This is a genomic window from Microbacterium sp. B19(2022), assembly GCF_012030385.1.
Taxonomy (GTDB): domain Bacteria; phylum Actinomycetota; class Actinomycetes; order Actinomycetales; family Microbacteriaceae; genus Microbacterium; species Microbacterium oxydans_B.
Genome location: NZ_JAAUVO010000002.1, coordinates 37,395 through 64,328 on the forward strand (window position 1 = coordinate 37,395; position 26,934 = coordinate 64,328).

Annotated in this window: 24 protein-coding genes; 14 read left to right on the forward strand and 10 right to left on the reverse strand. The window is 69.1% G+C overall.

Annotation, left to right across the window (positions count from 1 at the left end; genetic code table 11):
- Nucleotides 1-4: 4 nt before the first annotated feature.
- Together HCX50_RS01915 and HCX50_RS01920 are read right to left on the reverse strand one after the other, a co-directional pair.
- Nucleotides 5-613, reverse strand: coding sequence for an FMN-binding negative transcriptional regulator (locus tag HCX50_RS01915; protein WP_167632813.1), 609 nt, complete (start codon nt 611-613; stop codon nt 5-7).
- Nucleotides 613-1,566 (reverse strand): DMT family transporter, encoded by a 954-nt coding sequence (locus HCX50_RS01920; RefSeq protein WP_167632814.1) that lies wholly within the window; start codon nt 1,564-1,566, stop codon nt 613-615. The genes HCX50_RS01915 and HCX50_RS01920 overlap by 1 nt, the downstream gene beginning before the upstream one ends.
- On the opposite strand from HCX50_RS01920, the gene HCX50_RS01925 reads away from it, so the two are divergent.
- A complete protein-coding gene (locus tag HCX50_RS01925; RefSeq protein ID WP_167632815.1) occupies nt 1,565-2,971 on the forward strand; it encodes an aminotransferase-like domain-containing protein in 1,407 nt (468 codons plus the stop codon). The two genes, HCX50_RS01920 and HCX50_RS01925, sit on opposite strands and share 2 nt — an antisense overlap.
- 15 nt (nt 2,972-2,986) lie before the next feature.
- Here the strand turns inward: HCX50_RS01925 and HCX50_RS01930 are convergent, their stop codons facing one another.
- Entirely contained in the window at nt 2,987-5,092 is a 2,106-nt protein-coding gene (locus tag HCX50_RS01930; RefSeq protein ID WP_205828728.1) for an APC family permease, read from the reverse strand.
- A gap of 83 nt (nt 5,093-5,175) precedes the next feature.
- Between HCX50_RS01930 and HCX50_RS01935 the strand changes: the two genes are divergently transcribed.
- Nucleotides 5,176-6,261, forward strand: coding sequence for a VanZ family protein (locus HCX50_RS01935; RefSeq protein WP_337748958.1), 1,086 nt, complete (start codon nt 5,176-5,178; stop codon nt 6,259-6,261).
- 60 nt (nt 6,262-6,321) lie between these two features.
- Nucleotides 6,322-7,056 (forward strand): GTP pyrophosphokinase, encoded by a 735-nt coding sequence (locus HCX50_RS01940; protein WP_167632817.1) that lies wholly within the window; start codon nt 6,322-6,324, stop codon nt 7,054-7,056.
- Nucleotides 7,057-7,220: 164 nt separating this feature from the next.
- On the opposite strand, the gene HCX50_RS01945 is transcribed toward HCX50_RS01940, so the two are convergent.
- From HCX50_RS01945 to HCX50_RS01955, 3 genes are all read right to left on the reverse strand, one after another.
- Nucleotides 7,221-8,423 (reverse strand): D-alanyl-D-alanine carboxypeptidase family protein, encoded by a 1,203-nt coding sequence (locus HCX50_RS01945; protein WP_337748960.1) that lies wholly within the window; start codon nt 8,421-8,423, stop codon nt 7,221-7,223.
- Nucleotides 8,424-8,849: 426 nt separating this feature from the next.
- The gene (locus tag HCX50_RS01950) at nt 8,850-10,064 is read right to left on the reverse strand and encodes an amidohydrolase (protein WP_167632819.1); all 1,215 of its coding nucleotides are present in this window, start codon (nt 10,062-10,064) and stop codon (nt 8,850-8,852) included.
- 31 nt (nt 10,065-10,095) lie between these two features.
- Nucleotides 10,096-10,740 (reverse strand): TetR/AcrR family transcriptional regulator, encoded by a 645-nt coding sequence (locus HCX50_RS01955; protein WP_105710705.1) that lies wholly within the window; start codon nt 10,738-10,740, stop codon nt 10,096-10,098.
- A gap of 156 nt (nt 10,741-10,896) precedes the next feature.
- Here HCX50_RS01955 and HCX50_RS01960 point away from each other — a divergent pair, with 156 nt between their 5' ends.
- The 7 genes from HCX50_RS01960 (at nt 10,897) to HCX50_RS01990 (ending at nt 19,198) form a co-directional block, all read left to right on the forward strand.
- Nucleotides 10,897-12,561, forward strand: coding sequence for an ABC transporter substrate-binding protein (locus HCX50_RS01960; RefSeq protein WP_167632820.1), 1,665 nt, complete (start codon nt 10,897-10,899; stop codon nt 12,559-12,561).
- Nucleotides 12,562-12,634: 73 nt separating this feature from the next.
- On the forward strand, nt 12,635-13,459 hold the full coding sequence (locus HCX50_RS01965) for an ABC transporter ATP-binding protein (RefSeq protein WP_091032712.1): 825 nt from the start codon (nt 12,635-12,637) through the stop codon (nt 13,457-13,459).
- Nucleotides 13,456-14,262 carry an ABC transporter ATP-binding protein gene (locus HCX50_RS01970; protein WP_167632821.1) on the forward strand — a complete coding sequence of 269 codons (807 nt, stop codon included), beginning with the start codon at nt 13,456-13,458 and terminating at the stop codon, nt 14,260-14,262. The genes HCX50_RS01965 and HCX50_RS01970 overlap by 4 nt, the downstream gene beginning before the upstream one ends.
- Nucleotides 14,259-15,347: an ABC transporter permease subunit gene (locus HCX50_RS01975; RefSeq protein WP_167632822.1), complete on the forward strand. Its 1,089-nt coding sequence runs from the start codon at nt 14,259-14,261 to the stop codon at nt 15,345-15,347. Before HCX50_RS01970 ends, HCX50_RS01975 begins: the two co-directional genes overlap by 4 nt.
- Before the next feature lies 1 nt (nt 15,348).
- Entirely contained in the window at nt 15,349-16,476 is a 1,128-nt protein-coding gene (locus HCX50_RS01980) for an ABC transporter permease (protein ID WP_091032704.1), read from the forward strand.
- Nucleotides 16,476-18,722: a glycoside hydrolase family 3 N-terminal domain-containing protein gene (locus HCX50_RS01985; protein ID WP_205828729.1), complete on the forward strand. Its 2,247-nt coding sequence runs from the start codon at nt 16,476-16,478 to the stop codon at nt 18,720-18,722. The genes HCX50_RS01980 and HCX50_RS01985 overlap by 1 nt, the downstream gene beginning before the upstream one ends.
- 212 nt (nt 18,723-18,934) lie before the next feature.
- Complete coding sequence (locus HCX50_RS01990) at nt 18,935-19,198, forward strand: hypothetical protein (protein WP_167632823.1); 264 nt, start codon at nt 18,935-18,937, stop codon at nt 19,196-19,198.
- A gap of 134 nt (nt 19,199-19,332) precedes the next feature.
- Here HCX50_RS01990 and soxR read toward each other — a convergent pair whose 3' ends face one another.
- Entirely contained in the window at nt 19,333-19,782 is a 450-nt protein-coding gene (gene soxR, locus HCX50_RS01995; protein WP_167632824.1) for a redox-sensitive transcriptional activator SoxR, read from the reverse strand.
- 120 nt (nt 19,783-19,902) lie between these two features.
- Here soxR and fdxA point away from each other — a divergent pair, with 120 nt between their 5' ends.
- Genes fdxA through HCX50_RS02015 form a run of 4 tightly spaced genes read left to right on the forward strand, consistent with a single transcriptional unit; the run spans nt 19,903 to nt 22,742 of the window.
- A complete protein-coding gene (gene fdxA, locus HCX50_RS02000; RefSeq protein WP_167632964.1) occupies nt 19,903-20,229 on the forward strand; it encodes a ferredoxin in 327 nt (108 codons plus the stop codon).
- Complete coding sequence (locus HCX50_RS02005; protein WP_167632825.1) at nt 20,226-21,584, forward strand: FAD-dependent oxidoreductase; 1,359 nt, start codon at nt 20,226-20,228, stop codon at nt 21,582-21,584. The genes fdxA and HCX50_RS02005 overlap by 4 nt, the downstream gene beginning before the upstream one ends.
- Entirely contained in the window at nt 21,581-22,090 is a 510-nt protein-coding gene (locus HCX50_RS02010; RefSeq protein ID WP_167632826.1) for a flavin reductase family protein, read from the forward strand. Before HCX50_RS02005 ends, HCX50_RS02010 begins: the two co-directional genes overlap by 4 nt.
- A 22-nt stretch (nt 22,091-22,112) precedes the next feature.
- Nucleotides 22,113-22,742: a superoxide dismutase gene (locus HCX50_RS02015; RefSeq protein ID WP_167632827.1), complete on the forward strand. Its 630-nt coding sequence runs from the start codon at nt 22,113-22,115 to the stop codon at nt 22,740-22,742.
- A 103-nt stretch (nt 22,743-22,845) separates the two neighbouring features.
- Here the strand turns inward: HCX50_RS02015 and HCX50_RS02020 are convergent, their stop codons facing one another.
- From HCX50_RS02020 to HCX50_RS02030, 3 genes are all read right to left on the reverse strand, one after another.
- The gene (locus HCX50_RS02020; RefSeq protein ID WP_167632828.1) at nt 22,846-23,853 is read right to left on the reverse strand and encodes a LacI family DNA-binding transcriptional regulator; all 1,008 of its coding nucleotides are present in this window, start codon (nt 23,851-23,853) and stop codon (nt 22,846-22,848) included.
- Between the two features lie 91 nt (nt 23,854-23,944).
- Nucleotides 23,945-25,606, reverse strand: a complete 1,662-nt coding sequence (locus tag HCX50_RS02025) for a glycoside hydrolase family 13 protein (RefSeq protein WP_167632829.1) — start codon at nt 25,604-25,606, stop codon at nt 23,945-23,947.
- Between the two features lie 80 nt (nt 25,607-25,686).
- Nucleotides 25,687-26,862: an ROK family transcriptional regulator gene (locus HCX50_RS02030; protein WP_091032677.1), complete on the reverse strand. Its 1,176-nt coding sequence runs from the start codon at nt 26,860-26,862 to the stop codon at nt 25,687-25,689.
- Nucleotides 26,863-26,934 lie beyond the last annotated feature (72 nt).

Genomic DNA, 26,934 nt, shown 5'->3' on the forward strand with positions numbered 1-26,934 from the left:
CCGATCACGGTCGTTCCCCGCTGACCCGCCGCATCTCCGACGCGAGTGCGCTGTTCGTCTCGGCGAACCGCGCGGTGATGTTGTCGCGCACCTCGGGCGGCTTGTTCTGGCTGAGCTTGGCGCGCGCGTCGAAGCGCGCGACGCGCATCCGCAGGCCGACGGTTCCCTTCGCTGCTCGACGGGTGCCCGGCTCGTCCTCCGACAGATGCCGACCGTGGTCCTGCCCGTTCTCGAAGTGGTCGGTCAACTGCGTGAGCATGGCGTAGTTCTCCTCCTCGCTGAGGATCTCTGGGGTGCCGTAGAGGTGCGCGGTCACGTGGTTCCACGTGGGGACCAGGTCGCCCGGCGCATACAGGCTCGGTGAGACGTAGTCGTGCGGCCCCTGGATGATCACGAGAACCTCGTGCCGACCGAGTTCGTGGAGCTCATCGTCGGGCCGTCCGAAATGGCTGGCGATCACGATGCCCTCCTCGTCCTCGATGAGCAGCGCGGGGTAGTGCGAGGCGACGAGTCCGGTGCTCGTCGGGGAGACGAACGCCGCCCACGGGTTGCCGCGGATGAGGCGCTTGACCTCGTCGGGGTCGGTCATCAGATAGCGGGGTGCGTGGCGCATCAGGACTCCTCTTCTCGGGGCGGCCGTTCGGTTCGGGGGCGGTCTTTCAGGCGGGTGCGCACCGCGAGTGCGGCGCAGGCGATGACCGCGAGACCTCCGACGGCGGTGGCCCAGCCGATCGGCTCGTGCAGCAGGAGGGCGGCCCACGCGATGCTCATCACGGGCTGGACGAGCTGGATCTGGCTCACCTGCGCCATCGGTCCGATCGCGAGTCCGCGGTACCAGGCGAAGAATCCGAGGAACATGCTCACCGCGGCGAGGTAGGCGAAGGCGAGCCACTGCACGGGGCTCGCCGCGGGTGGCTGCTGGATCGCCGACACCATGGTCAGGACGCCCATGAGTGGGGCGGCGGCGATCAGCGCCCACGACACCGTCTGCCAGGAGCCGAGCTCGCGGGCGAGCAGACCGCCCTCCGCATAGCCGATCGCTGCGGCCAGCACGGCTCCGAACAGCAGCAGGTCGGCAGTGGTGAGGGATCCGAGTCCGCCGTTCTGCAGGGCGGCGAACACGACGGCGGCGACCGCGCCGACGATCGCGAAGATCCAGAAGGAGCGGTTCGGGCGCTCGCCGGTGCGGACCACCACGGCGACGGCGGTCGCGGCGGGCAGCAGGCCGATCACGACGGCGCCGTGACTGGCGGGGGTCGTGGTCATCGCGAACGAGGTGAGCAGCGGGAATCCGGCCACGACTCCGCCGGCGACGATGGCCAGTCGCCCCCACTGCACTCGTGTGGGGATGCGCTGCCGTGTCGCGGCCAGGGCGATGCCTGCGAGGAGGGCGGCGACGACCGCGCGCCCTGCGCCGATGAACAGCGGGGAGAGGCCGTCGACGGCGATCCGTGTGAACGGGAGGGTGAACGAGAAGGCGGTGACGCCGAGTAGCCCCCACCAGAGGCCGGCGCGCGTCGATAGCACTGTCGATCCCGGAGCGATAACGCTACTCTCTACTTTCATGAGTCAGGATAGCAGTGACCGGATCGTCGCCGGTGTCCGCGCATGGGTCGCCTCGGCATCTCCGGGGGCGCGCGTGCCGTCGAACCGGGCGCTCATGGCGGAATACGGGGCGAGCCCGGTCACGGTGCAGAAGGCGATGCAGCAGCTCGTCCGGCTCGGGCTGGTGGAGTCGCGTCCGGGCGCCGGCACCTTCGTCCGCGCGATCCGCGCCGCCCGCTCGGCGGACTACGGCTGGCAGACCGCAGCGCTCGGCACGGCGCCCTCGGGACTCGTGGGCCTGTCGTCCACGCAGCGCACGGTCTCCCCGGAGGCGATCGGGCTCCACTCCGGCTACCCCGCGGTCGAACTGCTGCCGGCGCGGCTGGTGCGGCAGGCGCTCGTGCGCGCCGCGCGCACCGATGAAGCACTGACCCGCTCGCCCGCCGCGGGGCTGCCGGAGCTGCAGGCCTGGTTCGCGGGAGAGCTCGCCGCCACCGCACCCGCCGGCGTCACACCCGCATCGGCGCGGGATGCCCTCATCATCTCGGGCAGCCAGAGCGGGCTGAGCTCGATCTTCCGTGCGGTCGTGGGCCCAGGACAGCCGCTGCTCGTCGAGTCACCCACCTACTGGGGTGCGCTGCTCGCCGCCGCGCAGGCGGGTGTCGTGCTGGTGCCGATCCCCTCCGGGCCCCAGGGCCCCGATCCGGATGACGTGGAGCGGGCGTTCGCGCAGACGGGAGCCCGAGCGTTCTACGCGCAGCCGACGTTCGCCAACCCGACCGGCGCGCAGTGGTCGACCGCGACGGGGGAGGCCGTTCTCGAGACCGTGCGCCAGCATGGGGCTTTCCTGATCGAGGATGACTGGGCGCACGACCTGGGGATCGATGCCGAGCCGCGACCGATCGCCGCATCCGACGACGACGGCCATGTCGTGTACCTGCGCTCCCTCACCAAGAGCGCCTCGCCCGCGCTGCGCGTCGCGGCCGTGATCGCCCGGGGGCCTGCGCGGGAGCGGATCCTGGCCGACCGTGCGGCGGAGTCCATGTACGTGAGCGGGCTGCTGCAGGCCGCCGCGCTCGACGTGGTCACGCAGCCTGCCTGGCGCACGCACCTGCGCGGGTTCCGCGAGCACCTGCGCGCGCGCCGCGACTTGCTGGTCTCGAGCCTGGCCGAGCACGCCCCGTCGGCGCAGGTCGAGGGCATCCCGGCAGGCGGCCTGAACCTGTGGGTGCGGCTCCCCGAGGGGACGGATGTCGCACAGGTCGTCCGCGACTGCGAGGTGCGCGGTGTGATCATCGCCCCCGGGTCCGAGTGGTTCCCCGCCGAGCCCTCCGGCTCGTACGTGCGGCTCAACTACGCGAATGCCGACCCCACCCGCTTCGCCGAGGCCGCCGGCATCCTCGGTTCGGTTCTCGCCGGAGTGTGACGAGAGCTGCGGCGTCTACTCCTGCGGCGGACCCCCGGGCCGGTGCGCGCGGCGTCCGTTCACGACCACGGGGCGACCTGCGCGTTGCTGACCCGGCAGCGGACGGGAGCGGCGGCCGTAGATGAGCTCCGACGAGTCGAGCAGCCAGGGCACGAGGGTGATCGACACCCCGTGGACGAGCATCAGCTGGTTCGCGAGCCGGCGGGCGCGACGGTTGTGCAGGAACGACTCCCACCAGTGCCCCACGATGTACTGCGGCAGGTATACCGTCACGACGGAGGAGCCGTGCTTCTCGCGGTACTGCTTGATGAACTGGGTGACCGGCTGCGCGAACGAGCGGTACGGCGACTCGACGATCACGAGCGGGATGGGCACGAGGTGGTCGGCCCACTCCTGCTGCAGCGTGGCGGCGTCGTCGGAGGCCACGGCCACGTGCACCGCGAGGGTCTTGCCGTGCTTGGCCGCGATCGCATAGTCGATGGCCTTCACGACGGGCTTCTGCAGTCGGTTGACGAGCACGATGGCGAGGTCGCCGGTCGCGCCGAACTTGGTGGTGTCGTCGATCGCGATCTCGTGTTCGACGTCGCGGTAGTACCGCTTCACGCCCAGCATCAGGAAGGCGAGGACGGGGATCGCGAAGAACACCAGGTAGGCGCCGTGCGTGAACTTGGTGATCGTCACGATGAGGAGCACGAGCACGGTCATCACCGCGCCGGCCGAGTTGATGACGAGACCGATCTTCGCCGAGCGGCGGTCGGATGCCGATGCCCCGTCGATACCGGATCCTGCCTTGCTTTCGACCGGCCCGCGCAGCACACGCCGCCAGTGCCGCACCATGCCGATCTGGCCGAGCGAGAACGACACGAAGACGCCGATGATGTACAGCTGGATCAGGGTGGTCAGCTTTGCCTGGAACACCACGAGCACCGCGATCGCCGCGATCCCGAGCAGGATCATGCCGTTCGAGAACACCAGGCGGTCGCCGCGGGTGTTGAGCGACTTCGGGGCGTAGCCGTCGCGGGCGAGCACGGCGCCCAGCAGCGGGAACCCGTTGAAGGCGGTGTTCGCGGCGAGCAGCAGCACGCACGCGGTCGCGGCCTGCACGATGAAGAAGGCGATGCTGCCGCCGCCGAACGTGGCCGAGGCGATCTGCGCCATCAGGCTCGGTTGCGGGTTCGTGCAGTCGAACCCGATCAGGTCGCACGGGTTCTCGGCGTAGTGCACGCCGGTGATGAGGGCGAGGGCGGTGAGTCCGGCGAACAGACAGGCGGCGATCGACCCCATCAGGACGAGCGTCGACTGGGCGTTGCGCACCTTGGGCGCCCGGAACGCGGGAACCCCGTTCGACACGGCCTCGACGCCGGTGAGGGCGGAGCATCCGCTCGAGAACGCGCGCAGGATCAGCAGGATCACCGCGGCCTGGCTGAGACTCTCGGCCTGCACGGAGAAGTCCGCACTCGAGGCCACGGGAGCATCGCCCAGGAAGGTGCGGATCAGGCCGGTGACGATCATGATGCCGACGGAGGCGATGAAGACATACGTCGGGATCGCGAAGACGAGAGACGCCTCGCGAACCCCGCGCAGGTTCACGACGATGATGAGGATCACGAAGCCGACCGCGAGTTCCACGCGGAACGGGTCGAGGCCGGGCACCGCCGAGATGATGTTGTCGACGCCGGATGCGACCGACACGGCCACGGTCAGCACGTAGTCGACCAGGAGGGCCGCGGCGACGATCACGCCGGGGATCTCGCCCAGGTTCTTCGACGCGACCTCGTAGTCGCCGCCGCCCGAGGGGTAGGCCTTGATGAGCTGCCGGTAGCTGAGCACGACCACGATCAGCAGCACCACGACCGAGATCGCGACGAGCGGCGTGAAGGAGAGGAAGGTGAGCCCGCCGATCAGCAGGATCATCACGAGTTCCTGCGGCGCGTAGGCCACGGAGCTCAGCGCGTCCGACGCGAAGATCGGCAGTGCCATGCGCTTGGGGAGCAGCTGATCGTCGACCTGCTGGCTCGTCAGCGGTTCCCCGATGATGATGCGCTTCGCGCGCGGGGGCGCGTCCGCGCTCTCCCTGTTTTCGTTGGACACGTCCGGCGACACTACGCCTGCTGACGGCATCCTCACGCGATCCTCACGGAATCCCTACGGTCGGATGCGGGTCCCTCACGGAATCCTTACGGCCGCGGCTACACTGGCACGCTGTGGAAGATCAGGTGCTGCTCGGGTTCATCGCCATCGCGATCGGAGTGGCTTTCGGCATCCTCCTGTTCGTGCCGTTCGTGGCGATCAGCTACCGGCGGCGCGGGCGGCTCGGCCTCGGGCGCACTCTGCTCTGGCTGTCGGCCCTGATCTACTTCTGGGCGATCTGGACGTACACCCTGCTTCCCCTGCCCGACCCGGATACGATCCGCTGCGTCGGGGCGATCACCGATCCGATGTCGGTCGTGCGCGACGTGCAGAAGGCGTTCGCGGCGCCGGGCAACCCGCTGCGGCAGCCGGCCCTGCTGCAGCTGGTGTTCAACGTGCTGCTGTTCCTGCCGCTCGGCTTCTTCGTGCGGGTCCTCGCCGGTCGCGGCATCCTGGTGGCGCTCGCCGCCGGATTCGGACTGTCGCTGCTGATCGAGACGACGCAGCTGACCGGGGTGTGGGGTGTCTACCCCTGCGCGTATCGCTTCTTCGACGTGGGTGATCTGATGACGAACACCCTCGGTGCTGTCGTCGGCTGCACCCTCGCTCTCGTCGTCCCGCGGTCGCTGCGCGGCGCGGAGGCGCGCCCCGACGCCGACCTTCCCCGTCCGGTCACCCGCGGTCGCCGCGCCCTCGCGATGCTGTGCGACTTCCTCGCCTACGGATTCCTGAGCATGGGCGCCGGCGTGACCGTGCAGGTGTGGCTGGAGTTCGTCGTGAAGGATCGGGCCGCGGTGCTCGACGGCACTCTCTCTTCCGCGGCGGCCACGATCGTCCCGTCCGCACTGTTCCTGGTGCTGACCCTGATCGGCGGGCGTTCGATCGGTGACGTCGCCGTGCAGCTCCGGTACACGGGGTCCCGGCTGCCGGCGCCGTTCGCGCGCCTCCTGCGCTGGGCGGGCGGTCTCGGCGGGATCAGCGCTCTTCAGCTGCCCGGCGGGATCTTCGGATTCGCGTCGGCCGTGCTGTTCCTCGTCGCGGTCGTCCTGCTGTTCACGACCCGCTCCGGGCGTGGCCTGCCCGGCGTCCTCTCCGGGCAACAGCTGGTCGATGCGCGGACGGACGTCGCCTCCCCGCTCCCCGGAGTCCGCCGCATGTGAGTCGTGAGGACATCGGGTATCCACAGCGGTTTCCGATCACGAACGCGTAACGTCGATGCCATGTCGACCGTTCACGTCACCGAGGACACGATCAACCAGGCCCGCGAGCTGCGTGACGAGCTGCAGCGGTTCCTGCGCGAGTACGAGTTCGGGATGCGCGAGGTCGAGACCAAGATCTCGATCCTCCGTGACGAGTTCACGCACGATCACGCGTACAACCCGATCGAGCACGTGAAGAGCCGTCTGAAGTCGCCGGACAGCATCGTCGAGAAGCTCGCCCGCAAGGGCATCGACGAGCCCGACTTCGACCGCATCCGCGCCGAGATCACCGACATCGCCGGCGTGCGTGTGACCTGCAGTTTCGTCGCCGACGTGTACCGCCTGTTCGATCTGCTCACCGCGCAGGACGACGTCACGGTGCGCACCGTCAAGGACTACATCGCGCACCCGAAGGACAACGGCTACAAGAGCCTGCACGCCATCATCGAGGTGCCCGTGTTCCTGTCGACCGGCGCGCTGGCGGTGCCGGTCGAGGTGCAGTTCCGCACGATCGCGATGGACTTCTGGGCCAGTCTCGAGCACAAGATCTATTACAAGTTCTCGAACCAGGTGCCCTCGCACCTCGTCGACAGCCTGTCGGATGCCGCGGATGCCGCCTCCGAACTCGACAGCCGCATGGAGCGCCTGCACCGCGAGGCGCACGGCGTGCCCCAACGTCAGCTCGCTCCGCCGCCGCCCCCTGCGCCGCGCGCGACACCGCCCGCCCCCGTCGACCCTCGGGTCGTCGGGGTCTAGCCCCGCGGCGCCTGTCTACGTCGTCGCTGCTCGCGCCCGCCGCGGCCAACCGCACTTCCCGCGCACGTTTCGTGGCAGTACGTCCGGCTGGAGCGCGATTCACCGACGGAAGTGCGATTCACGCTCGCACGAGCGGGCCGCCTCAGCCCTCGGTCTCCCGCCGCTCAGCCGAGCTCTGACGGGTGGGTGAGCCGCCACCACTCGGACGGCGGGTCGACGTTCCCCTTGATCTCGACCGGGGCAGTGACGGTGTGCGGGCCGGCGGTCCAGGTGACGCTCCCCACGACCGAGCCGTCGCGGTAGGTCGGCGGGGTCTCGATGTCCATCGTCGCGACGATCGGAGTGTCCGACCAGGTGAAGACCGCTGCGTCCTCGCCGATGACCAGCTGGGCGGTGGAGCCCCAGGGTGTCGTGATCGTGCCGACCTCCTGTCCGGATGTTGCGACGGGCACCTCGTGGAAGCCGGTACGGATGCTGTCCAGGGTGGCGAGCACGCTGCCGTTCACGGACTCGCGCGTCGGTCCTCCGAGGATGACGCCGGTCACCGCGAGTGGTTCGTCGGCACCCACGACGAGAGTCGCGGTGTACAGCAGGCTGTACGTGCCGTGGCCCAGGGTGCCCGTCTTCATCCCCGTGATCCCGCTCGTTCCGAGCAGGCCGTTGGTGTTGTACAGCTGGCCGGCGCCGGGGAGGGAGATCGACGGGGTCGCGACGATCTGAGCGATCGTCGGATTCGCCGCGGCCAGCTTCCCGATGGCCAGGAGGTCGGCAGTCGTGCTCGTATTGCGCGGGCTGATGCCGGTGGGCTCGGTGATGGTGGTGCCTGTCAAGCCGTGGGCGGAGAGCCAGTCGCGAGTCGCGCCGAGGAACGCGTTCTGCGATCCGAAGATGTGGGAGGACAGTGCCTCGGCGTAGTTGCTCGCCGAAGGGATCAGCATGGCGGCCAGGGCATCGTGCAGTGACATCGAGGTGCCTGTGGGCATGGGGGCGATGGTGGCGCCCAGCACGTAGTACCGGTCGTAGAGGTCGTTGTCGGACTCGCTGAAAGTGATCGTGGGCCCGGGGTCGTCAGCGGAGGCGAGCGGGACGGCGTCGAGGATGACCAGCGCGGTGATGAGCTTGGTGATGCTCGCGATGGGGAGAGGTTCGCCGGTTCCGCTCGACGACCAGATTCCGCTCGCCCCCTCACCCAGGTATTCGTCCGCGCCGGAGATGCTGATCGCCGAAGCGCCCGCGGGAACCGCCGCGATGGACGCGGCACCGCCGACCGGCACCGGGGGTATCTGCGTCGTCACCGCCGGCGGTTTCACCGGCGCGGTGAGAGCCCACGCGATGTACCCTCCGGTCGCAGCCAGCAGCAGCACCACGCAGGCGGCGGTGATGAGAAGCCCCCGGCGTCGGCCTCGCCTGTGGGCCTCCGGATCGAGATCGCGAGAGGAAGCGAACTCCTGCTCGCGGGTTATCAAATCCGCGAAGTCGGAGAGATCGTCCGTGGGTTGATTCGGCGCGGTCAACGACAGGGCCCGTCACCGATGGCGTACGGCATGAGCACGAGGTACCTCCAGGAAAGTCCGCTCCGACCTCGAGGCAGAGCCCTTCCGAGGAACCATCCCGTCATCATGGCGGACATCCGATGCGCGGCGCTATCGGCCATTCGGGGGACACGCGCTCTCTCGCGCCGCGCCGGCCGCGGAGATCCGCACTTCTGTCGGCCATTTCCCGCCCGAAAGTGCGACGGGAGCGCGTTTCTCCGACGGGAGCGCGACCCCGTCAGCCGAGCCGAGCCCGCGGGTTCAGCCGAGGAACTCCCGCGCCGCGGCCGACAGTGCCGTGACGCCGACTTCGATCGTCGGGTGGATCTCGGGGGCGAAGAACGGGGAGTGGTTGGTCGGGATGTCCTTCTCGAGGCGCCCGGCCGCGCTCGCCTCGGCGAAACGGACCGGGTCGATGCCGCCCCAGAACCAGAACACCAGCGGCGCTCCGGCATCCCGCGCGAACCACGAGACGTCCTCGCTGCCGGTGAACATGCCGGGGTCGATGACGGATGCTTCGCCGAGGGCACGCTGCAGTGCTGCGGTCACCCGCGCCGTGGCATCCTCGTCGTTGATCGTGGCGGGAAGGGTGTGGTCGGTGCGGATCTCGGGCTCCCGCTCGGCGCCGGACGCCGCGGCTTCGGCGCGCACGATGCGCTCGACGCTCGCGAGCACCTTCTCGCGCGCCTCTTCGTTCGGGTAGCGCAGGCTGAGTTCGAGCTTCGCCTCGGCGGGGATGATGTTGTTCTTGAGCCCGGCGTGGATCGAGCCGACCGTCACGACGGCCACGCCCTGCGGGTCGATCTCGCGCGATGTGATGGTCTGCAGGCGCATCACGGTCGCCGCGGCCATGACCACCGGGTCGATCGTGGCGTGCGGGCGGGAGCCGTGACCGCCGCGCCCGTGCAGCGTCACGGTCAGTCCGTCGGATGCCGCCATCTGGGTGCCGCTGCGCACGCCGATGATGCCGGCGGGCAGCGGGGTGACGTGCTGCCCGAGCACGATGTCGGGCTTCGGGTAGCGGTCGAGGATGCCGGCGTCGAGCATCGCCCGTGCGCCCGCGCCGTACTCCTCAGCCGGCTGGATCACCACGACGAGAGTGCCCGACCACTGGTCGCGCTCGGCGACGAGCTTCTCGACGGCGCCGATCATCGCCGTGACGTGCATGTCGTGGCCGCAGGCGTGCATGACGGGGACGGTCGTCCCCGCAGGGTCGACGCCGTGCGCGGTGCTGGCGTACGCGAGCCCGGTCTGCTCCTCGACCGGCAGCGCGTCCATGTCGGCGCGCGCCCACACGACCGGCCCGTCGCCGTTGCGCAGCACGCCGATGACGCCGGTGACGCCCACACCTTCTTCGACCTCGAGACCGAGATCGCGCAGATGCTGGGCGGCGATGCCGGCGGTGCGCGTCTCCTGGAACGAGAGCTCCGGATGCTGATGCAGGTCGATGTACAGCGCTTCGAGGTCGATCGTCATGGCCCGAGCCTAGCGGTGACGCCCGGTCGGATCAGGGGTGGCTGTAGGTCGACAGCTCCGGCCCCGGATGCAGCACCGCGTTCACGATCGCCCGGATCGCGAACTCGCTCGCCCCGCCCAGCTCGACGGTTCCGGGGTGCAGGAGCCACTGCAGCTGCAGCCCGTCCATCACGGCGAGGATCGCGGCCGCCGCGTCGGCGATCGTGTCGGGATCGCGCACGCCCTCCTGGGCGCACAGCTCGTGGAAGGCGGCGGTGACCTCGCGCCGGAGGGTCGTGTACCGATCCTCGAAGTACTCGCGGCCGGGGTGGTCGTCGGTCACGGATTCCGACGAGAGCACGGTGTAGGCCTGCACGATGCCGGGGCGCCGCTCGTTGGCGTAGGCCGTGCGCACCAGGTGCAGGAAGAGCTCGGGGCCGCCGGGGATGTGCTTCTCGGCGAGTTCGGCGACGTCTGTCTGATCGCGGTACGAGAGCACCTCGAGCAGCAGCTTCTGCTTCGACCCGAAGTGATGGAGCACCCCGGCATGGGTGATCCCGACCTGATCGGCGACATCGGCGAGGGTGCCGTTGGTCGAGCCCTTGTTGCCGAAGATCTCGACCGCTGCCTTGAGGATCTGCTCGCGTTTCGCGAGGGTCGCCGGGCGCACGCGGACGGTCTGGTCGCTGTCTGCCACCGCGGCCTCCTCTCTCTCGCAAGCCGTGCTTGCGAACCAACTTACTCCTCGGTAACCTCACGGAAGCTTACTTTCTCGACAGTAAGCAAATCACGAAGGCCGGCGGACCCCCATCCACCGGTGACACAGCACAACGACCGTGCCCAAGGAGAAGCAATGAAGCTCAGAAAGTCTCTGATCGCGGCGACCGCGATCACCGCCCTCGGAATCTCGGCCCTCGCCGGATGCTCCGCCGGAGGGAACGACGACTCCGGCAGTGCTGCCGGCGGCGCCGCCCTCACGATCGCGAAGCCCGACGGCGCGATCACCACCGAATCCAACAACCCGTTCGTCGGCGACTCGTCCGCCTCGAAGTACGGCTACGGCAAGGTGATCTTCGAGACCCTCGCCCTCGTGAACCAGACCGGCGACCGCGGAGTCACCCCCTGGCTCGCCGAGAGCATCGAGTGGAACGACGACTACACCGTCCTCACGGTCGTGCCGCGCAAGGATGTCACCTGGAGCGACGGCGAGCCGTTCACCGCCGACGACATCGTCTACTCGTACGAGCTCGCCTCCACGCCCGCGCTCGACACGGCCGGCCTCCAGCTCGACAGCGCCGTCGTCGAGGGTGACAACGTCGTCCTGACCTTCGCCGCGTCGAAGTACGTCAACCAGGCCCGCGCCCTGCACGTGCCGATCGTCCCGAAGCACATCTGGGAGAACCTCGACGACCCGGCCACGAACCCCGTCAAGGGCGACGACCTGGTCGGCACCGGTCCCTACGTGCTGTCGAACTGGTCGACCGAGTCGGTCACCCTCGACGCCCGCGACGACTACTGGGGCGGCGACCTCTCGGTGCCCCAGCTGCACTACGTCTCGTACGGCGACAACACCGCGCTGACCACCGCTCTCGCCAACGGCGACGCCGACTGGGCGCAGGCGTTCATCCCGCAGATCGAGGAGCAGTTCCTGTCGGTCGACCCCGAGCACAACAAGTTCTGGGCAGCTCCCACCACCGGCTCGGCGACGCTGTTCATGAACCTGCAGCAGAAGCCGTTCGACGACCCGGCCTTCCGTCAGGCGCTCGCCTGGGTGATCGACCGCGACGCCTACGTCGACATCGCCCGCGAGGGTGCCAGCGAGGCCGTCTGGTCGGTGACCGGACTGTCGTCGATCCTCGAAGACGAGGTGCAGCCCGAATTCAAGGACGTGGACTACTCGGTCGATGCCGAGAAGGCCCGCGACCTGCTCGAGACCGCCGGCTACACCTGGAAGGACGACGCGCTGATCGACCCCGACGGTGCGCCCGTCTCGTTCACGCTCTCGGTCCCCTCGGGGTGGAGCGACTGGAACACCGCGCAGGAGCTCATCGCCGAAGACGTGACCGATGCCATCGGCGCCGAGGTCAAGATCGACATGCCCGACTGGGGCGGATGGGCGGACCCGCGCGACAACGGCACCTTCTCGGCGATCATCCACTGGCTCGAGGACAGCGGCACGGCCTACGGCCTCTACACCTCGACCATGGACCCGCGCTGGATCTCGGACGGCAAGGCCGGCTTCAACTTCGGTCGCTTCGACGACCCCGAGGCCACAGCGGCGCTGAACTCCTACGCGAACGCCTCGTCGGATGAGGAGCGCACCGCGGCACTCGACACGCTGCAGACGATCTTCTCCGAGCAGGTGCCGGCCATCCCGCTGGGCGCGCACCCGCTCCTGGGCGAGTTCAACACCCGCAACTACGTGGGCTGGCCGTCGGAGGAGGACCCGTACGCGTCCGCCGACCCGACGCAGCAGAACATCGTGCAGATCCTCACGAAGCTGAAGCCCGCCGAGTAAGCACCATCCTGCAGGGGAGCCCGCGGCCCGCAGCGGCGCGGGCTCCCCGATCAGGTCGACGAAGGACACCCCCATGCCAGACCCCCTGCTCAGCGTGCGCGACTTCTCGGTCGTGTACGACGTCGATCCGCCCGTCGAGGCGGTGAAGAACGTCACCCTCGAACTGCAGCGCGGCGAGATCCTCGGACTCGCCGGCGAGAGCGGATGCGGCAAGACCACGCTCGCCTACGGGGTGCAGCGACTGCTGCGTGCCCCGGCCGTCATCACGAGCGGCAGCGTCACCTTCCACGATGCGACCGGTGTCGACATCGACATCAATGCGCTCGACGTGGATGCCATGCAGCGGTTCCGCTGGGACAAGGTGTCGATGGTGTTCCAGGGGGCGATGAACGCCCTGAACCCGGTCGCGACGATCGGCTCGCAGCTGGAGGACGTGTACGAGATCCATCGCCCCGACATGAACCGCAAGCAGCGGCGGGCCGAGGCCGAGGAACTGCTCGAGATCGTGAAGGTCGGCCGCCAGCGCATCCGCTCCTTCCCGCACGAGCTGTCCGGCGGCATGCGCCAGCGCGTCATGATCGCGATGGCCCTCGCCCTGCGGCCGCAGCTCATGGTGATGGACGAGCCGACCACCGCGCTCGATGTTCTGGTGCAGAGGGAGATCCTGAAGCAGATCTCGCAGCTGCGGCACGAGTTCGGCTTCTCGGTGATCTTCATCACCCACGACCTTCCTCTCCTTCTGGAGATCAGCGACCGGATCGCGATCATGCGCGAGGGCGAGATCATCGAGCTCGCCACGGCCGAGCGCATCTGGACCCAGCCCGAGCACGAGTACACGAAGACGCTGCTGTCGTCGTTCCCCCGGCTGACCGGGGAGAGAGGGGTGCTGGTGCGATGACCACCCTCGAATTCCGGAACGTCACGAAGGCGTACAACGTCCGCGGCGCCGGCCAGATCAAGGCGCTCGACGACGTGAGCTTCACCCTCACCTCGGGCCAGACGATCGGCCTGGTCGGCCAGTCCGGCAGCGGCAAGTCCACGATCGCGAAGATCCTCACCCAGCTCGAGACCCCGACCAGCGGCGAGGTTCTACTCGACGGCACGCCGATCCCCCGTCGCGGCAAGGGGCTGCGGAAGTACCGGCAGCAACTGCGCATGGTGTTCCAGGACCCGTTCGCCTCGCTCAACCCGTACCACTCGATCCGGTATCACCTGGAGCGCCCGATCCGCCTCGACGACGTGGTGCCGAAGAAGGAGACCGAGGACGAGGTGCGTCGACTCCTCGACCGTGTGCGGCTGGATGCCGATGCCGTGATCGACCGTCGCCCGCACGAGCTCTCCGGCGGGCAGCGGCAGCGCGTGGCGATCGCCCGCGCCCTGGCCTCCCGCCCCTCGCTCCTGCTCGCCGACGAGCCCGTCTCGATGCTCGACGTCTCCATCCGCCTCGGCGTGCTGAACCTGCTCGCCGACCTGCAGCGGGAGGAGGGGCTCGGCGTGCTCTACATCACGCACGACCTGGCGACCGCCCGCCACTTCAGCGACGAGATCATGGTGCTCAACCAGGGACGTGTCGTGGAGTACGGCGCCGCCGACGATGTGATCCTCAATCCGCAGGACCCGTACACGCGCGAGCTGCGATCCGCTTCCCCCGACCCGGACAAGTTCTTCGCACAGGCAGCATCGACCGGAGGCGCACTGTGAGCACCGCGTTCCCCCAGCTCGACGACAACGACCTCGTCTCCCGCGACGCGCTCGAGGTCGGCACCACCGCGACCACGGCCGAGCGCGGAAGCCGCAAGGTCCCGTGGCGCTTCTTCGCCGGACGCGCGGGCTTCTACCTGTTCACGCTGTGGGCGGCCATCACGATCAACTTCTTCCTGCCGCGCCTCATGAAGGGTGACGCGGTCAGCTCCTACCTCGCGCGCAACCGCAGCGTGAGCCCCGAGGCCGAGGAAGCGCTGCGCATCCTGCTCGGAATCGACACCGACAAGTCGATCTGGCAGCAGTACATCGAGTACTGGGGGATGCTGCTGCGCGGCGACCTCGGCATCTCGACGCTGCACGGCCTGCGCCCGGTCGCCGAGGTGCTCGCCGCGGCCCTGCCGTGGACGCTGGGACTCGTCGGCATCGCGACGATCATCTCGTTCACGATCGGCACGGTCGCGGGTGCGATCGTCGGATGGAAGCGCGGCAGCAGGCTCGACGCGATCATCCCCGTGACGACCTTCTTCAACACGATCCCGTACTTCTGGCTCGGACTCATCGCGATCGCGATCTTCTCGTCGACCCTGAAGTGGTTCCCCTCGTCGCACGCCTACGACAAGGGGCAATCGCCGGAGTGGAGCTTCGACTTCATCGGCCAGGTGATCATGCACGGCACCCTGCCGGCGCTGACCATCGTGGTCGCCTCGCTCGGTGGCTGGGTGCTCGGCATGCGCAACATGATGCTGACCGTGCTCGACGACGACTACATCACCGTCGCGCAGGCGAAGGGCATGCCGAACAAGCGGGTGCTCTGGGGCTATGCCGCCCGCAATGCGGTGCTGCCGCAGATCCAGAGCTTCGCGCTGTCGATCGGCTTCATCGTCGGCGGCACGATCGTGATGGAGATGGTCTTCAGCTACCCGGGTGTCGGCAAGCTCCTGCTCGACGCGACCAACGCCAAGGACTTCGCCCTCATGCAGGGCGTGTTCCTCGTGATCACGCTGTCGGTGCTCGTGGCCAACATCCTCGCGGATGTCGTCTACGCCTACCTCGACCCGCGCACGCGCCAGATGGAGTCCTGACATGACCGTTCCCACCACCGCAGCGAGCACCGCGCCCGACGGATCGGCCGTCGTCTCCGGCATGCCCGAGACCGCCACTCTGCGCACCCCGCCGAGCGATGTGCCTCCGCGCAAGACGTTCTGGTCCCAGCTCGCCCAGGCGTTCGCGATGTTCCGCAACCCCAAGTCGATCGCCGGGCTCATCATCCTCGGGGTGTTCGTGCTCGTCGCGATCCTCGCCCCGTGGATCGCCCCCTACGGGCCCACCCAGAAGGACCGCACGGCGCTCCGCCAGCCGCCCTCCTGGGAGCACTGGCTGGGCACGACGCACATGGGGGAGGACGTGCTGAGCCAGATCATCTACGGCACCCGCGGCGTGATCGTCGTCGGCTTCCTCGCCGCCTTCATCGCCACGATCATCGCCATCACGATCGGTGTGATCGCCGGCTACGTGCGCGGCTGGAAGAGCGAGTCGCTCTCGGCGCTGACCAACGTGTTCCTGGTGATCCCCGGCATCCCGCTGATCATCATCATCGCGTCGCAGTTCGAGAACCCACCGCTGATCGTGATCGCCGCGGTGCTCGGGCTCACCGGGTGGGCGTGGGGTGCGCGTGTGTTGCGCGCCCAGACGATGTCGCTGCGCAACCGCGACTTCATCCAAGCTGCCCGGGCCAACGGAGAGCCGCTGCGCCGCATCATCACGGTCGAGATGCTGCCGAACCTCATGGCGCTCATCGCCTCGAGCTTCGTCGGCACCGTGACCGCGGCCATCCTCGGCCTCACCACGCTGGCCTTCATCGGCGTGATCCCGGTGAGCAACCTCAACTGGGGCACCATCCTGTTCTGGGCACAGCAGAACGGCGCGTTCCCGCGGCTGTGGTGGTGGTACGTGCCCGCCGGGCTGTGCATCGCGATCATCGGCGTCGCCCTCTCGCTGATCAACTTCGGCATCGACGAGTACGTCAACCCGCGCCTGCGCTCCGCCGGAGAGCGGGCCAGGGCGATGAAGAAGAAGGGGCTGAACGTGAACGACGCCGTCACGGCCGTCCGCAGCGTGCCCCTGCCGCAGAAGAGCCCCGATCCCGTAACGTCGGCGGCCTCGCCCGACACCTCCGACTCCTCGAAGACCTCGACCCAGAACACGAAGTGATGACCTCTCAGACCCTGACCACCGTTCTTCCCTACCAGGACCCCGCCCTCTCGATCCCCGAGCGCGTGGCCGACCTCCTCAGCCGGATGACGCTGGAGGAGAAGGTCGGGCAGATGCTGCAGCTCGACGCGCGCGACGACCTCGACGACCACATCGCCCGGCGGCACGCCGGCTCGATCCTGCACACCTCTCCCGAACGCATCCTGCAGGCCAACGAGCTGACGGCGCAGACCCGGCTCCGCATCCCGCTCCTCGTGGCGGAGGACTGCATCCACGGGCACTCGTTCTGGCCGGGGGCCACGATCTACCCGACCCAGCTGGGCATGGCCGCGTCGTGGGATGCCGATCTGCTCGAGCGGGTGGCCCGCGCGACGGCGGAGGAGGTGGCGATCACCGGCATCCACTGGACGTTCTCGCCCGTGCTGTGCATCGCCCGCGACCTGCGCTGGGGTCGCATCAGCGAGACCTTCGGCGAAGACCCGTTCCTGATCGGTGAGCTGGCATCGGCGATGGTGCGCGGCTACCAGGGCGACGGCCTAGACGACCCGACCGCGATCCTCGCGACCGCCAAGCACTTCGCCGGATACTCCGAGACGCAGGGTGGGCGCGACGCGAGCGAGGCCGACATCTCGCGGCGCAAGCTCATCTCCTGGTTCCTGCCGCCGTTCGAGCGCGTCGCCCGCGAGGGATGCCGCACGTTCATGCTCGGCTACCAGACCACCGACGGCGTGCCGATCACGACCAACGACTGGCTGCTCAGCGACGTGCTGCGCGGCGAGTGGGGGTACACCGGCACGCTCATCACCGACTGGGACAACGTCGGACGCATGGTGTGGGAGCAGCGGATCCAGCCCGACATCACGCACGCGGCCGCTGCGGCGGTGCGGGCCGGCAACGACATGATCATGACCACTCCCGCCTTCTACGAGGGGGCACTGGATGCCGTGGCCCGCGGGATGCTCGCCGAGGACGCCTTCGACGCCGCAGCCGCCCGCATCCTCACGCTCAAGTTCGAGCTCGGACTCTTCGAGAACCCGCGGTTGCCGGGCGACGAGCTGGATGCCGTGGTCGGCAGTGTCGCGCACGCCGAGCTGAACCTCGAGACGGCCCGCCGCTCGATCGTGCTGCTGGAAAACGACGGGGTGCTGCCGCTCGACGCCGCCGCGCCACTGAAGATCGCGGTCACCGGCCCGCTCGCCGACGACGCGCAGACGCAGCTCGGCGACTGGGCCGGCGGCTCGGGTCAGGCCGGGTGGCTCGACGGACAGCCGCGCGAGATGATCACGACCGTGCTCGACGGGCTGCAGGCGATCGACGGCTGGACCGTCACCCACGCCCGCGGTGCCGAAATCCTCACGCTCCAGGAAGACCCCAAGGGGGCCTTCTTCCCCGATCACCAGCCGCGACCCCCGGTGGTGAAGGCCTGCGAGCCGGATGCGGAGCTGATCGCGGAAGCCGTGGCTGCGGCATCCGACTCCGACGTGGTCGTGGCGGTCGTGGGTGACCGGATCGAACTCGTCGGCGAAGGGCGGTCGACCGCGACGCTCGAGCTGATCGGCGGGCAGAACGCGCTGATCGACGCGCTCATCGCGACCGGGAAGCCGGTCGTCATCGTGCTGCTCGCCTCGAAGCCGCTCGTGCTGCCGGCATCCGCATCCCGGGCCGCCGCCGTGATCTGGGCGGCCAACCCGGGGATGCAGGGTGGGCGCGCGCTCGCCGAGATCATCTCGGGGGCCGTCGAGCCGTCGGGCCGGCTGCCGATCTCGTTCGCCCGCCACGTCGGCCAGCAGCCGACGTACTACAACCAGATCCGCGGACAGCACGGCGACCGCTACGCCGACCTCACGCAGTCGCCCGCCTGGGCGTTCGGCGAGGGGCTGTCGTACACGACGGTCGAGTACTCCGACCTGGAGCTGGAGGAGGCGGCCCTGGGGGAGTCCGACACCATCGTCGGGCATGTCACGGTGGCGAACACCGGCACGCGGCCGGTGCGCGAGACGGTGCAGGTCTACGTGCGCGACTCCGTCACGAGTGTCAGCTGGACCGACAAGGAGCTCAAGACCTTCCGTCAGGTCGACATCGCGCCAGAGGAGTCCGCCCGCGTGCGCGTCGAGTTGCCCGTGGCCGACTGCACGATCGTGGATGCCGCGGGCAACCGCATCGTCGAGGCCGGCGCGTTCGAGTTGCTGGTGGGTCCGAGCTCGCGCGACGACGTGCTCCTCTCCGCCGACTTCGAGGTGCGCTGACCCGGCCGCATTCGTCTTTCGGGGTTGCCCCGAAGGTGCACCCGCGTTCCGGTATGCAGGCCGAGCGCGCGACATCGACACCTAACCTTGGACGATGAACTCGCTCGTGCTGCAGGCGTGGGGAGACGAGTCTTACCGGACGGCGGGTGTGGAGCGTCCTTCCTACCTTCTCGGCGCTGCGGTCGCAGATGCCTCACGCTGTGAAGACATGCGTGCCCGACTACAGCGTCTTCCTCGACGTGGACCGAAACTCCATTGGCGAAACCAGGACAGGCGCGCCAGGGACGCATCTATCGCGACGATCGCGGATTTCGACGCGGGGGCTTCGGATCGATCACGCGCAGCCCAGCGAAGAGCCGATGGTCTGGATTGCCGATCAGGTACTCGGTGCGCTGGGGGAGAAGATATCCGGCGGCAGGAGCGACTGGTTCGATGCCGTGAGCTCATCGACGACCATCGAACAGATCGAGCTCTAGACGCGCGAAAGCCGGGTCCCGTCCAGAGGGGCGGGGGTCCCGGCTTCTACTTCCCTACCCCCAGCGGGGGCGGGCTGCGACCATTCTACGTCTTTCACAGGCGTAGTGCTCCGTCGATCTACGAAGCCTGCTCCTCAGTCCTGCAGCCGCTGCGGACCGACGCCCTGCGTCGCGAGGGCGTCGTCGGGGTTGAGCAGTCCGCACGCCTTCATCGACAGGCAGCCGCAGCCGATGCATCCGGTGAGTTCGCGTTCGAGGCGCTCGATGCCCTCGCGGCGCTTCTCGAGCTCGCGCTTCCAGCGGCGTGAAGCCTTCTGCCAGTCGGCGTGGCTCGGGGTCTCGGTCAGCGGCACGTCGGCGAACGCGGACTGCACGTCGGACAGCGGGATGCCGAGGCGTTTGGCGACCGTGATGAGCGACACGCGGCGCAGCATGTGCCGGGCGTAGCGGCGCTGATTGCCGGGCGTGCGGGTCGAGGCGATGAGGCCGAGGGTCTCGTAGAAGTGCAGGGCGGAGGCGGCGACGCCGGTGCGTCGGGTCATCTCGCCGATCGTCAGCGGCTCGTCGGGTGCGTGCGGGCTCATCCGGAGACCTCTTCCTCGATTTGACCTCAAGTGTACTTTAGGTTTTACGGTTGTCCTGTGGCCCCGAAAAGGGCCGATCTACCCGAACGAGGACAGCGTGACCCGAACGAAGACCCCGCGATGACCTATGTGATCGCTCTGCCGTGCGTCGATGTGAAGGACAAGGCCTGCATCGACGAGTGTCCCGTCGACTGCATCTACGAGGGTGAACGGTCGTTGTACATCCACCCCGACGAGTGCGTGGATTGCGGCGCCTGCGAACCGGTGTGCCCGGTCGAGGCCATCTACTACGAAGACGACGTGCCCGACGAATGGCAGGACTACTACAAGGCGAACGTCGAGTTCTTCGACGAGATCGGCTCGCCCGGAGGCGCCGCCAAGACGGGGATGCTCGCCTTCGACCACCCGATCATCGCCGCGCTCGCACCACAGGGGGAACACGCATGACCGTCGCCGAACCGCGCATCGCCATCGTCGGAGCAGGGCCGGCCGGCATCTACGCCGCCGACATCCTCCTCGGACTCGCCCCGACCGCGTCGATCGACCTGTTCGAGAAGCTTCCGGCCCCCTACGGCCTGGTCCGCTACGGCGTCGCGCCGGATCACCCGCGCATCCGCAAGATCACCGATGCCCTGCACGACGTGCTCGTGAACCCGCGCATCCGGCTGCTGTGCAACGTCGAGATCGGCGTCGACGTCGCGATCGAAGACCTCCGAGCAGCATACGACGGCGTCATCGTCGCAACAGGCGCCGACCTCGATGTGCACCTCGACATCCCCGGTATCGACCTGCCCGGATCCTTCGGCGCGGCCGATTTCGTGTTCTGGTACGACGGGCATCCCGATGCGCCGCGCACCTGGCCCCTTGAGGCGGAGTCGGTCGCGGTGCTCGGGGCGGGCAACGTCGCCCTCGACGTGACGCGCATCCTCGCGAAGCACGCCTCGGCGCTGACCCACACCGACACTCCGGATACCGTGCTCGATCAGCTCGCCGCCAGCCCGCTGCGCGACGTGCACCTGTTCGCCCGGCGCGGTCCTGCTGACGTGCGGTTCTCGGCGATGGAGCTGCGCGAGCTGGCCGAGCAGGACGACGTCGACGTGATCGTCGACCCGGATGAGCTCGCCCTGGACGAGCACGCCGAGCGGATGGTCGCGCAGTTCTCCCAGCGTCGCATCATCGTGCGCACCATGACCGAGTGGGCAGCTCTCGACCCCGCGAGCCGCACGGCTTCACGCCGCATCCACCTGCACCTGCGCCAGCGTCCCGTGCGCCTCCTGGGCACGGACCGCGTGACCGGCATCGAGATGGAGCGCACGGCATCCGACGAGCTGGGCCGGATGGTCGGCACCGGCGAGCTGCTGCGTTACGACGTCGGAGCCGTGTACCGGGCCGTGGGCTATCGTTCGACACCCGTTCCCGGGATGCCGTTCGACGCCGATCTCGGAGTAGTTCCGCACGCCGAGGGGCGGGTCGTGGATGCGGCGGGCGCACCGATCCCGCGACTGTACGCGACCGGCTGGATCAAGCGCGGGCCGGTCGGACTCATCGGCTCGACCAAGTCGGATGCCGCGCAGACCGTGCGTCACCTCGTCGACGACCTCGCCGACGCCGAGCCGATCGCGCCCGGGGAGGACCCGCTCACCCACGTCGACCACGCCGTCGACTTCGACGGCTGGCTGCGCATCGATGCGGCCGAACGCGGTGCCGGTGCGGAGCGCGGACGAGAGCGGACGAAGCTCGTCGATCGCGCGGAGATGCTCGCGCACGCGAAACTGACGCAGATGACGGAGGCCGTCCGATGACCGCGACACCCGTACCCACGCCGGTCGGCGAAGGGCTCAAGGCCGCGTTCCGCACGCATCCCGCCGGCGTCGCGATCATCACCGCAACCACTCCGGAGGGCCCCGTCGGGCTCACGGCGTCGAGTGTCGCCTCCGTCGCGGTCGACCCCGCGGCGATCGTGTTCTCGGTCACTCGTGCGACCGGCTCTGCGGGCGCGATCCTCGGAGCCGACACGTTCGTCGTCCACCTCATCGACGACGAGCACTCCGCCCTCGCACAGAGCTTCGCGGTCAGCGGCTCCGAGCGCTTCACGCCCGAGCAGGGGTGGTCGGCGCTGGAGACGGGGGAGCCGCACCTCGCCTCGGCGCGGGCCGCCCTGCGCTGCCGCACCCTGCAGACCGTGGCCGTCGGCTCGTCGACGGTCGTGATCGCCGAGGTCCTCGAAGTTGTGGCGGGGCCGCAAGGACGCCCGCTCGTGTACCTCGACCGCCGCTTCCACGCCCTCCCGCACGACACCCACCACTGAACATCATCGAAAGGAAGACGCCATGTCCACTCTCTACACACTCCCCGAGCTGCCCTACGACTACTCGGCACTCGAGCCGCACATCTCCGGCAAGATCATGGAGCTGCACCACTCCAAGCACCACCAGGCCTACGTGACCGGTGCGAACACGGCACTCGAGCAGCTCGCGACGGCCCGCAGCGCGGGTGACCTCGCGAACGTCAACAAGCTCGAGAAGGACCTCGCGTTCAACCTCGGCGGCCACATCAACCACTCGGTGTTCTGGCAGAACCTCTCGCCCGAGGGCGGCGGCGCTCCCGAGGGCGAGCTCGAGGCCGCGCTGGTCGACGCGTTCGGATCGATCGACGCCTTCCGCGCGCACTTCACCGCGACGGCGCTGGGTGTGCAGGGGTCGGGCTGGGCCGTGCTGGCCTGGGACAGCGTGAGCGCCCGCCCCGTGATCTTCCAGCTGTTCGACCAGCAGGGCAACGCGCCCCTCGGCGTCATCCCGCTGCTGCAGCTCGACGTCTGGGAGCACGCCTACTACCTCGACTACCTCAACGTGCGTGCCGACTACGTCAAGGCGTTCTGGAACCTCGTGAACTGGCCCGACGTGCAGCGCCGCTTCGAGGCCGCGCGCACCGCGACCCAGGGCCTCATCGTCGCGAGCTGATTCCCGAGGTCGACCCGGCCTCATACGTACGACCCGGCCCCCTGCGGACGTCCGCAAGGGGCCGGGTCGCACGCAAAGGGCCGGGTCGGCCCCACGGGTCGACCTAGATCAGCCGGGCGGTGGTCCCGCGCACGTTCAGCTCGTACGGCAGCGCCGAGGGGATGTGCACCTCGTCGGGCGTGGTGAGCTTCGCCAGCACGGCATCCGCGGCCCGCTCACCCTGCCCGAGCGGGAACTGGTCGACGGTGGTCAGGCGGAAGAACTCGCCGAGCTCGTGCCCGTCGATGCCGACGATCGAGAGGTCATCCGGCACGCTGAAACCCAGGTCGCGGGCCGCGAGCAGCGCCCCGATCGCCATCTCGTCGGATGCCGCGAACACCGCGGTCGGTCGGGGGCCCGGGCGTCCGAGCAGCTGCTTCGCCGCGCGGTAGCCGCCCTCGACCGTGAAGTCCGCCGGCTCGAGGAGGGCGTGGTTCAGGGGGATCCCGGCCTTCGCCAGTGCCTTCTCGAACCCGAGGCGGCGGTTGGTGGGGATGTGGAAGTCGATGTCGAACTCGGGGTTCGCGCCGATGTGGGCGATGTCGGTGTGACCGAGGCTGATCAGATGCTCGGTGGCGAGCTGGGCGACCGCCACGTCGTCGACCGTGAGGGTGTCGAGCTTCGGGTTCGGGCCGCCGATCGCGATGACCGGCAGGCCGAGATCGAGCAGGTGCTGCGTCTCGTCGGCGTCGAGCTCGATCGCCACGGCGATGACGGCATCCACGCGCTGCCGCCGCAGGAACGTGTCGAACACGTGCCGACGTACGTCCTTGTCGGCGGTGATGTTGTAGAGCGTGATGTCGTAGCCGGCGCGCATCAGCGCGGCCGAGACGCCCGACAGCACGGTGCTGAAGAACCATCGGTCGAGGAACGGCACCACGACCCCGACGTTGCGGGTGCGCCCGGACGCGAGGCTCGACGCGCGTGACGAGACGACGTAGCCGAGCGACTGCGCCGCGGCTTGCACCCGCTCCCTGGCGGATTCGGACACGTGGCCGCGGCCGCTGAGTGCGCGCGAGACGGTCGCGGTGGAGACCCCGGCGAGCCGGGCGACCTCATCGATGCTGGCCATGTGTTCCTCTGAGAAGTCGTTCCGGTCGCGGTTCCTGAGGCCCGAAGTGTGCGAGCAACAGGATCCGCGACCGGAACGGGGGTTCGGCCGGTCAGACCGTGGTGTACCAGACGGCGGTGTCGACCGGGATCGACGAGCCGTCGAACGGCTGGCTCTTCAGCATCACGCTCGCGTCGGCCGGCAGCTCGATCGGCTCGGTGCCGAGGTTCGCGACCACGTGCACGTCGCCGCGACGGAAGGCCACTGCGTCAGCGCCGGCATCCTCCCAGACCAGCGAACCGGCACCGAAGCCGTGCTCACGACGAGCCGCGAGCAGGCGCTTGTACAGGGCGAGCGTCGAGCCGGGGTCGACTTCCTCCACGTCGCGGGCGTAGGTCGCCCACTCGGTCGGCTGCGGGAGCCACGACAGGCCGGTCTCGTTGAAGCCGAAGGCCGGAGCCTCCGCTTCCCAGGGCAGCGGCACGCGGCATCCGTCGCGCCCGTAGCGCTTGCCCCCGGTGCGGAACCAGGTCGGGTCCTGACGGAACTCGTCCGGGATCTCCATCGCTTCGGGCAGACCGAGCTCTTCGCCCTGGTACAGGTAGGCCGAGCCGGGGAGCGCGAGCATGAGGGTGGTCGCCGCGCGGGCGCGGGCCAGGCCGATCGCGGTGTCGGGCTTGTTCGGAGTGTTCGGTCCGATGCCCTCGCCCTGGGGGTTGTCGGCCGTGAGCGCGAGGCGCGAGGCGTGCCGCACGACGTCATGGTTCGAGAGCACCCAGGTGCTGGGCGCTCCGACGCCGCCGAACTCGTCGAGCGACTCGCGGATGACGTCGCCCAGTTCCTTCGCGTTCCACGGCGTCATCAGGTACGGGAAGTTGAAGGTCTGGTGCATCTCGTCCGGACGCACCCAGAGCGCGGTCTGCTTGAGCGTCGGCATCCAGGCCTCGCCGCACAGTGCACGGTCGCCGTCGTACTCGGCGAGCACCTTGTGCCAGTCGCGGTAGATCTCGTGGACGCCATCCTGGCCCCAGTACGGCACGTTCGACTCTCCGCCGCCCATGGAGTCGGCGTCGGTCGGCGGGGTGTAGTCGGGGAGGCCCTCGGTCTTGATCATGCCGTGGGCCACGTCGACCCGGAAGCCGTCGACGCCGCGGTCGAGCCAGAAGCGCAGGATGGAGCGGAACTCCTCCTGCACCTCTTCGTTGTTCCAGTCGAAGTCGGGCTGCGTGGCGTCGAAGATGTGCAGGTACCACTGGCCGGGGGTGCCGTCGGCCTCGGTCACCCGCTGCCACATGCCGCCGCCGAACACCGACTCCCAGTTGTTGGGCGGGAGCTCGCCGTTCTCACCACGGCCGTCGCGGAAGATGTACCGCGCGCGCTCCGGGCTGCCCGGTGCCGCCTTGAGGGCTTCCTGGAACCACACGTGCTGGTCGGACGAGTGGTTCGGGACCAGGTCGACGATCACGCGGATGCCGCGGTCGTGGGCCTGGTTCAGCATCTCGTCGAAGTCGGCGAGCGTACCGAACAGCGGGTCCACGTCGCGGTAGTCCGCCACGTCGTAGCCGGCGTCGCGCTGCGGGCTGGTCATGAAGGGGCTGAGCCAGATCGCGTCGACGCCGAGTTCCTGCAGCGAGTCGAGGCGGCTGGTGATGCCCGGGAGGTCGCCGATGCCGTCGCCGGACGCGTCCGCGAAGGATCGGGGGTAGATCTGGTAGATGACGGCGCTGCGCCACCACTCGGAACCGGGGGCTGCGATCTGCTCAAGCTGTGCCATGCGAACAGGCTACTGCAAACGCTTACAGTCTTGCCAGAGCGGGCATCGAATCGGTTCGATCCGGAGCGTGCCGTCGCGGCTCAGAGCGCAAGGATGCCGCGCGATGGAGAGGGGAAGCGGGCCCCGGCCTGCACCGAGGTGAGGAGTTGGGCGTCGATGGCGTCGAGCGCGATCCGGACGGCGCCCATCGCCACCGACTCGTCGCCCAGGGTGGAGAGCACGACCCGCGGGGCGTGCGGCTGGAGCTCGTCGATGTGCGAGCGGATCGCGTCGAGGATGATCTCGCCGCCGCGAGAGATGCCGCCGCCGAGCACGATCAGCTCCGGGTCGACGGCCAGTGACATCGCCACGACCCCGGTCGCGATGCTGGCGGCGAATCCGTCCAGCGCGGCGAGCGCGTGCGGGATGCCGTCGCGCGCGGCGAGGAACATGGCTTCCCGGGTCGGCTCGACCCCGGTGCCGGCGAGCGAGTCGACGTGTCGAGGCGCTTCTGCCCACCCGAGCTGGGGTAGGGCGCCGACCAGGCCCGAGCCTCCGCTGTGACCGCGGTAGAGGGAGCCGCCGATGAGGATCCCGGCACTGGTGCGGTTGCCGGAGAGGACGTAGACGACGTCGCGCGCGTCCTGCGCGCTGCCACGCCAGTGCTCGGCGATCGTGCCGAGGTTGTTGTCGCTCTCGACCCGCACGGGCACGCCCCAGCGCGTCGAGAGCGTGTCGGCCAGGTCGAGGCCGAGCCAGCCGGGGAGGCCGTTGCCTCCGTACCGGGTGACGGTGCCCGACGCGTCGATGACGCCGGGCGAGCCCACGCCGGCGCACCAGACCGCCTCCATATCGAGACCCGCTTCGGCGAGGCAGGCCTCCACGACGGTCGTGGCGAGTGCGAGCCGGTCGGCGGCGCTCGCATCCTCGTCGATCGACACTTTGTGCGAGGCGCGCGGCTGGCCTTCCAGGTCGGCGACGATGCCGAGGATCTTGTGCACGCCGATGTCGAGTCCGACGACGTGGCCCGCTTCAGCGGCGAAGCGGTAGCTGCGTGCGGGGCGCCCGGGCCGCGCACTGGCCGGGGCGTCGGCGGGGGTCACCCAGCCGAGCTCGACGAGGTCGCGCACCACGTCTTCGGCTGCCGTGCGCGAGATGCCCAGCTGGTCGGCGAGGCCGGTCACCGTGTGCTGTCCGTCGCGGACGCCGAGGAGTGCCGCATGGGTGTTCATGCGCCTCAGCAGTGAGCGGTCGCCGGAGCGTGGTGTCGTCGTCATGGTCTCCCGTACTCGAGGAGCGGATTCTCACGTCAAGTTTGGTTAGTCATCGTAGCGCGCTGTGAGCCGCAG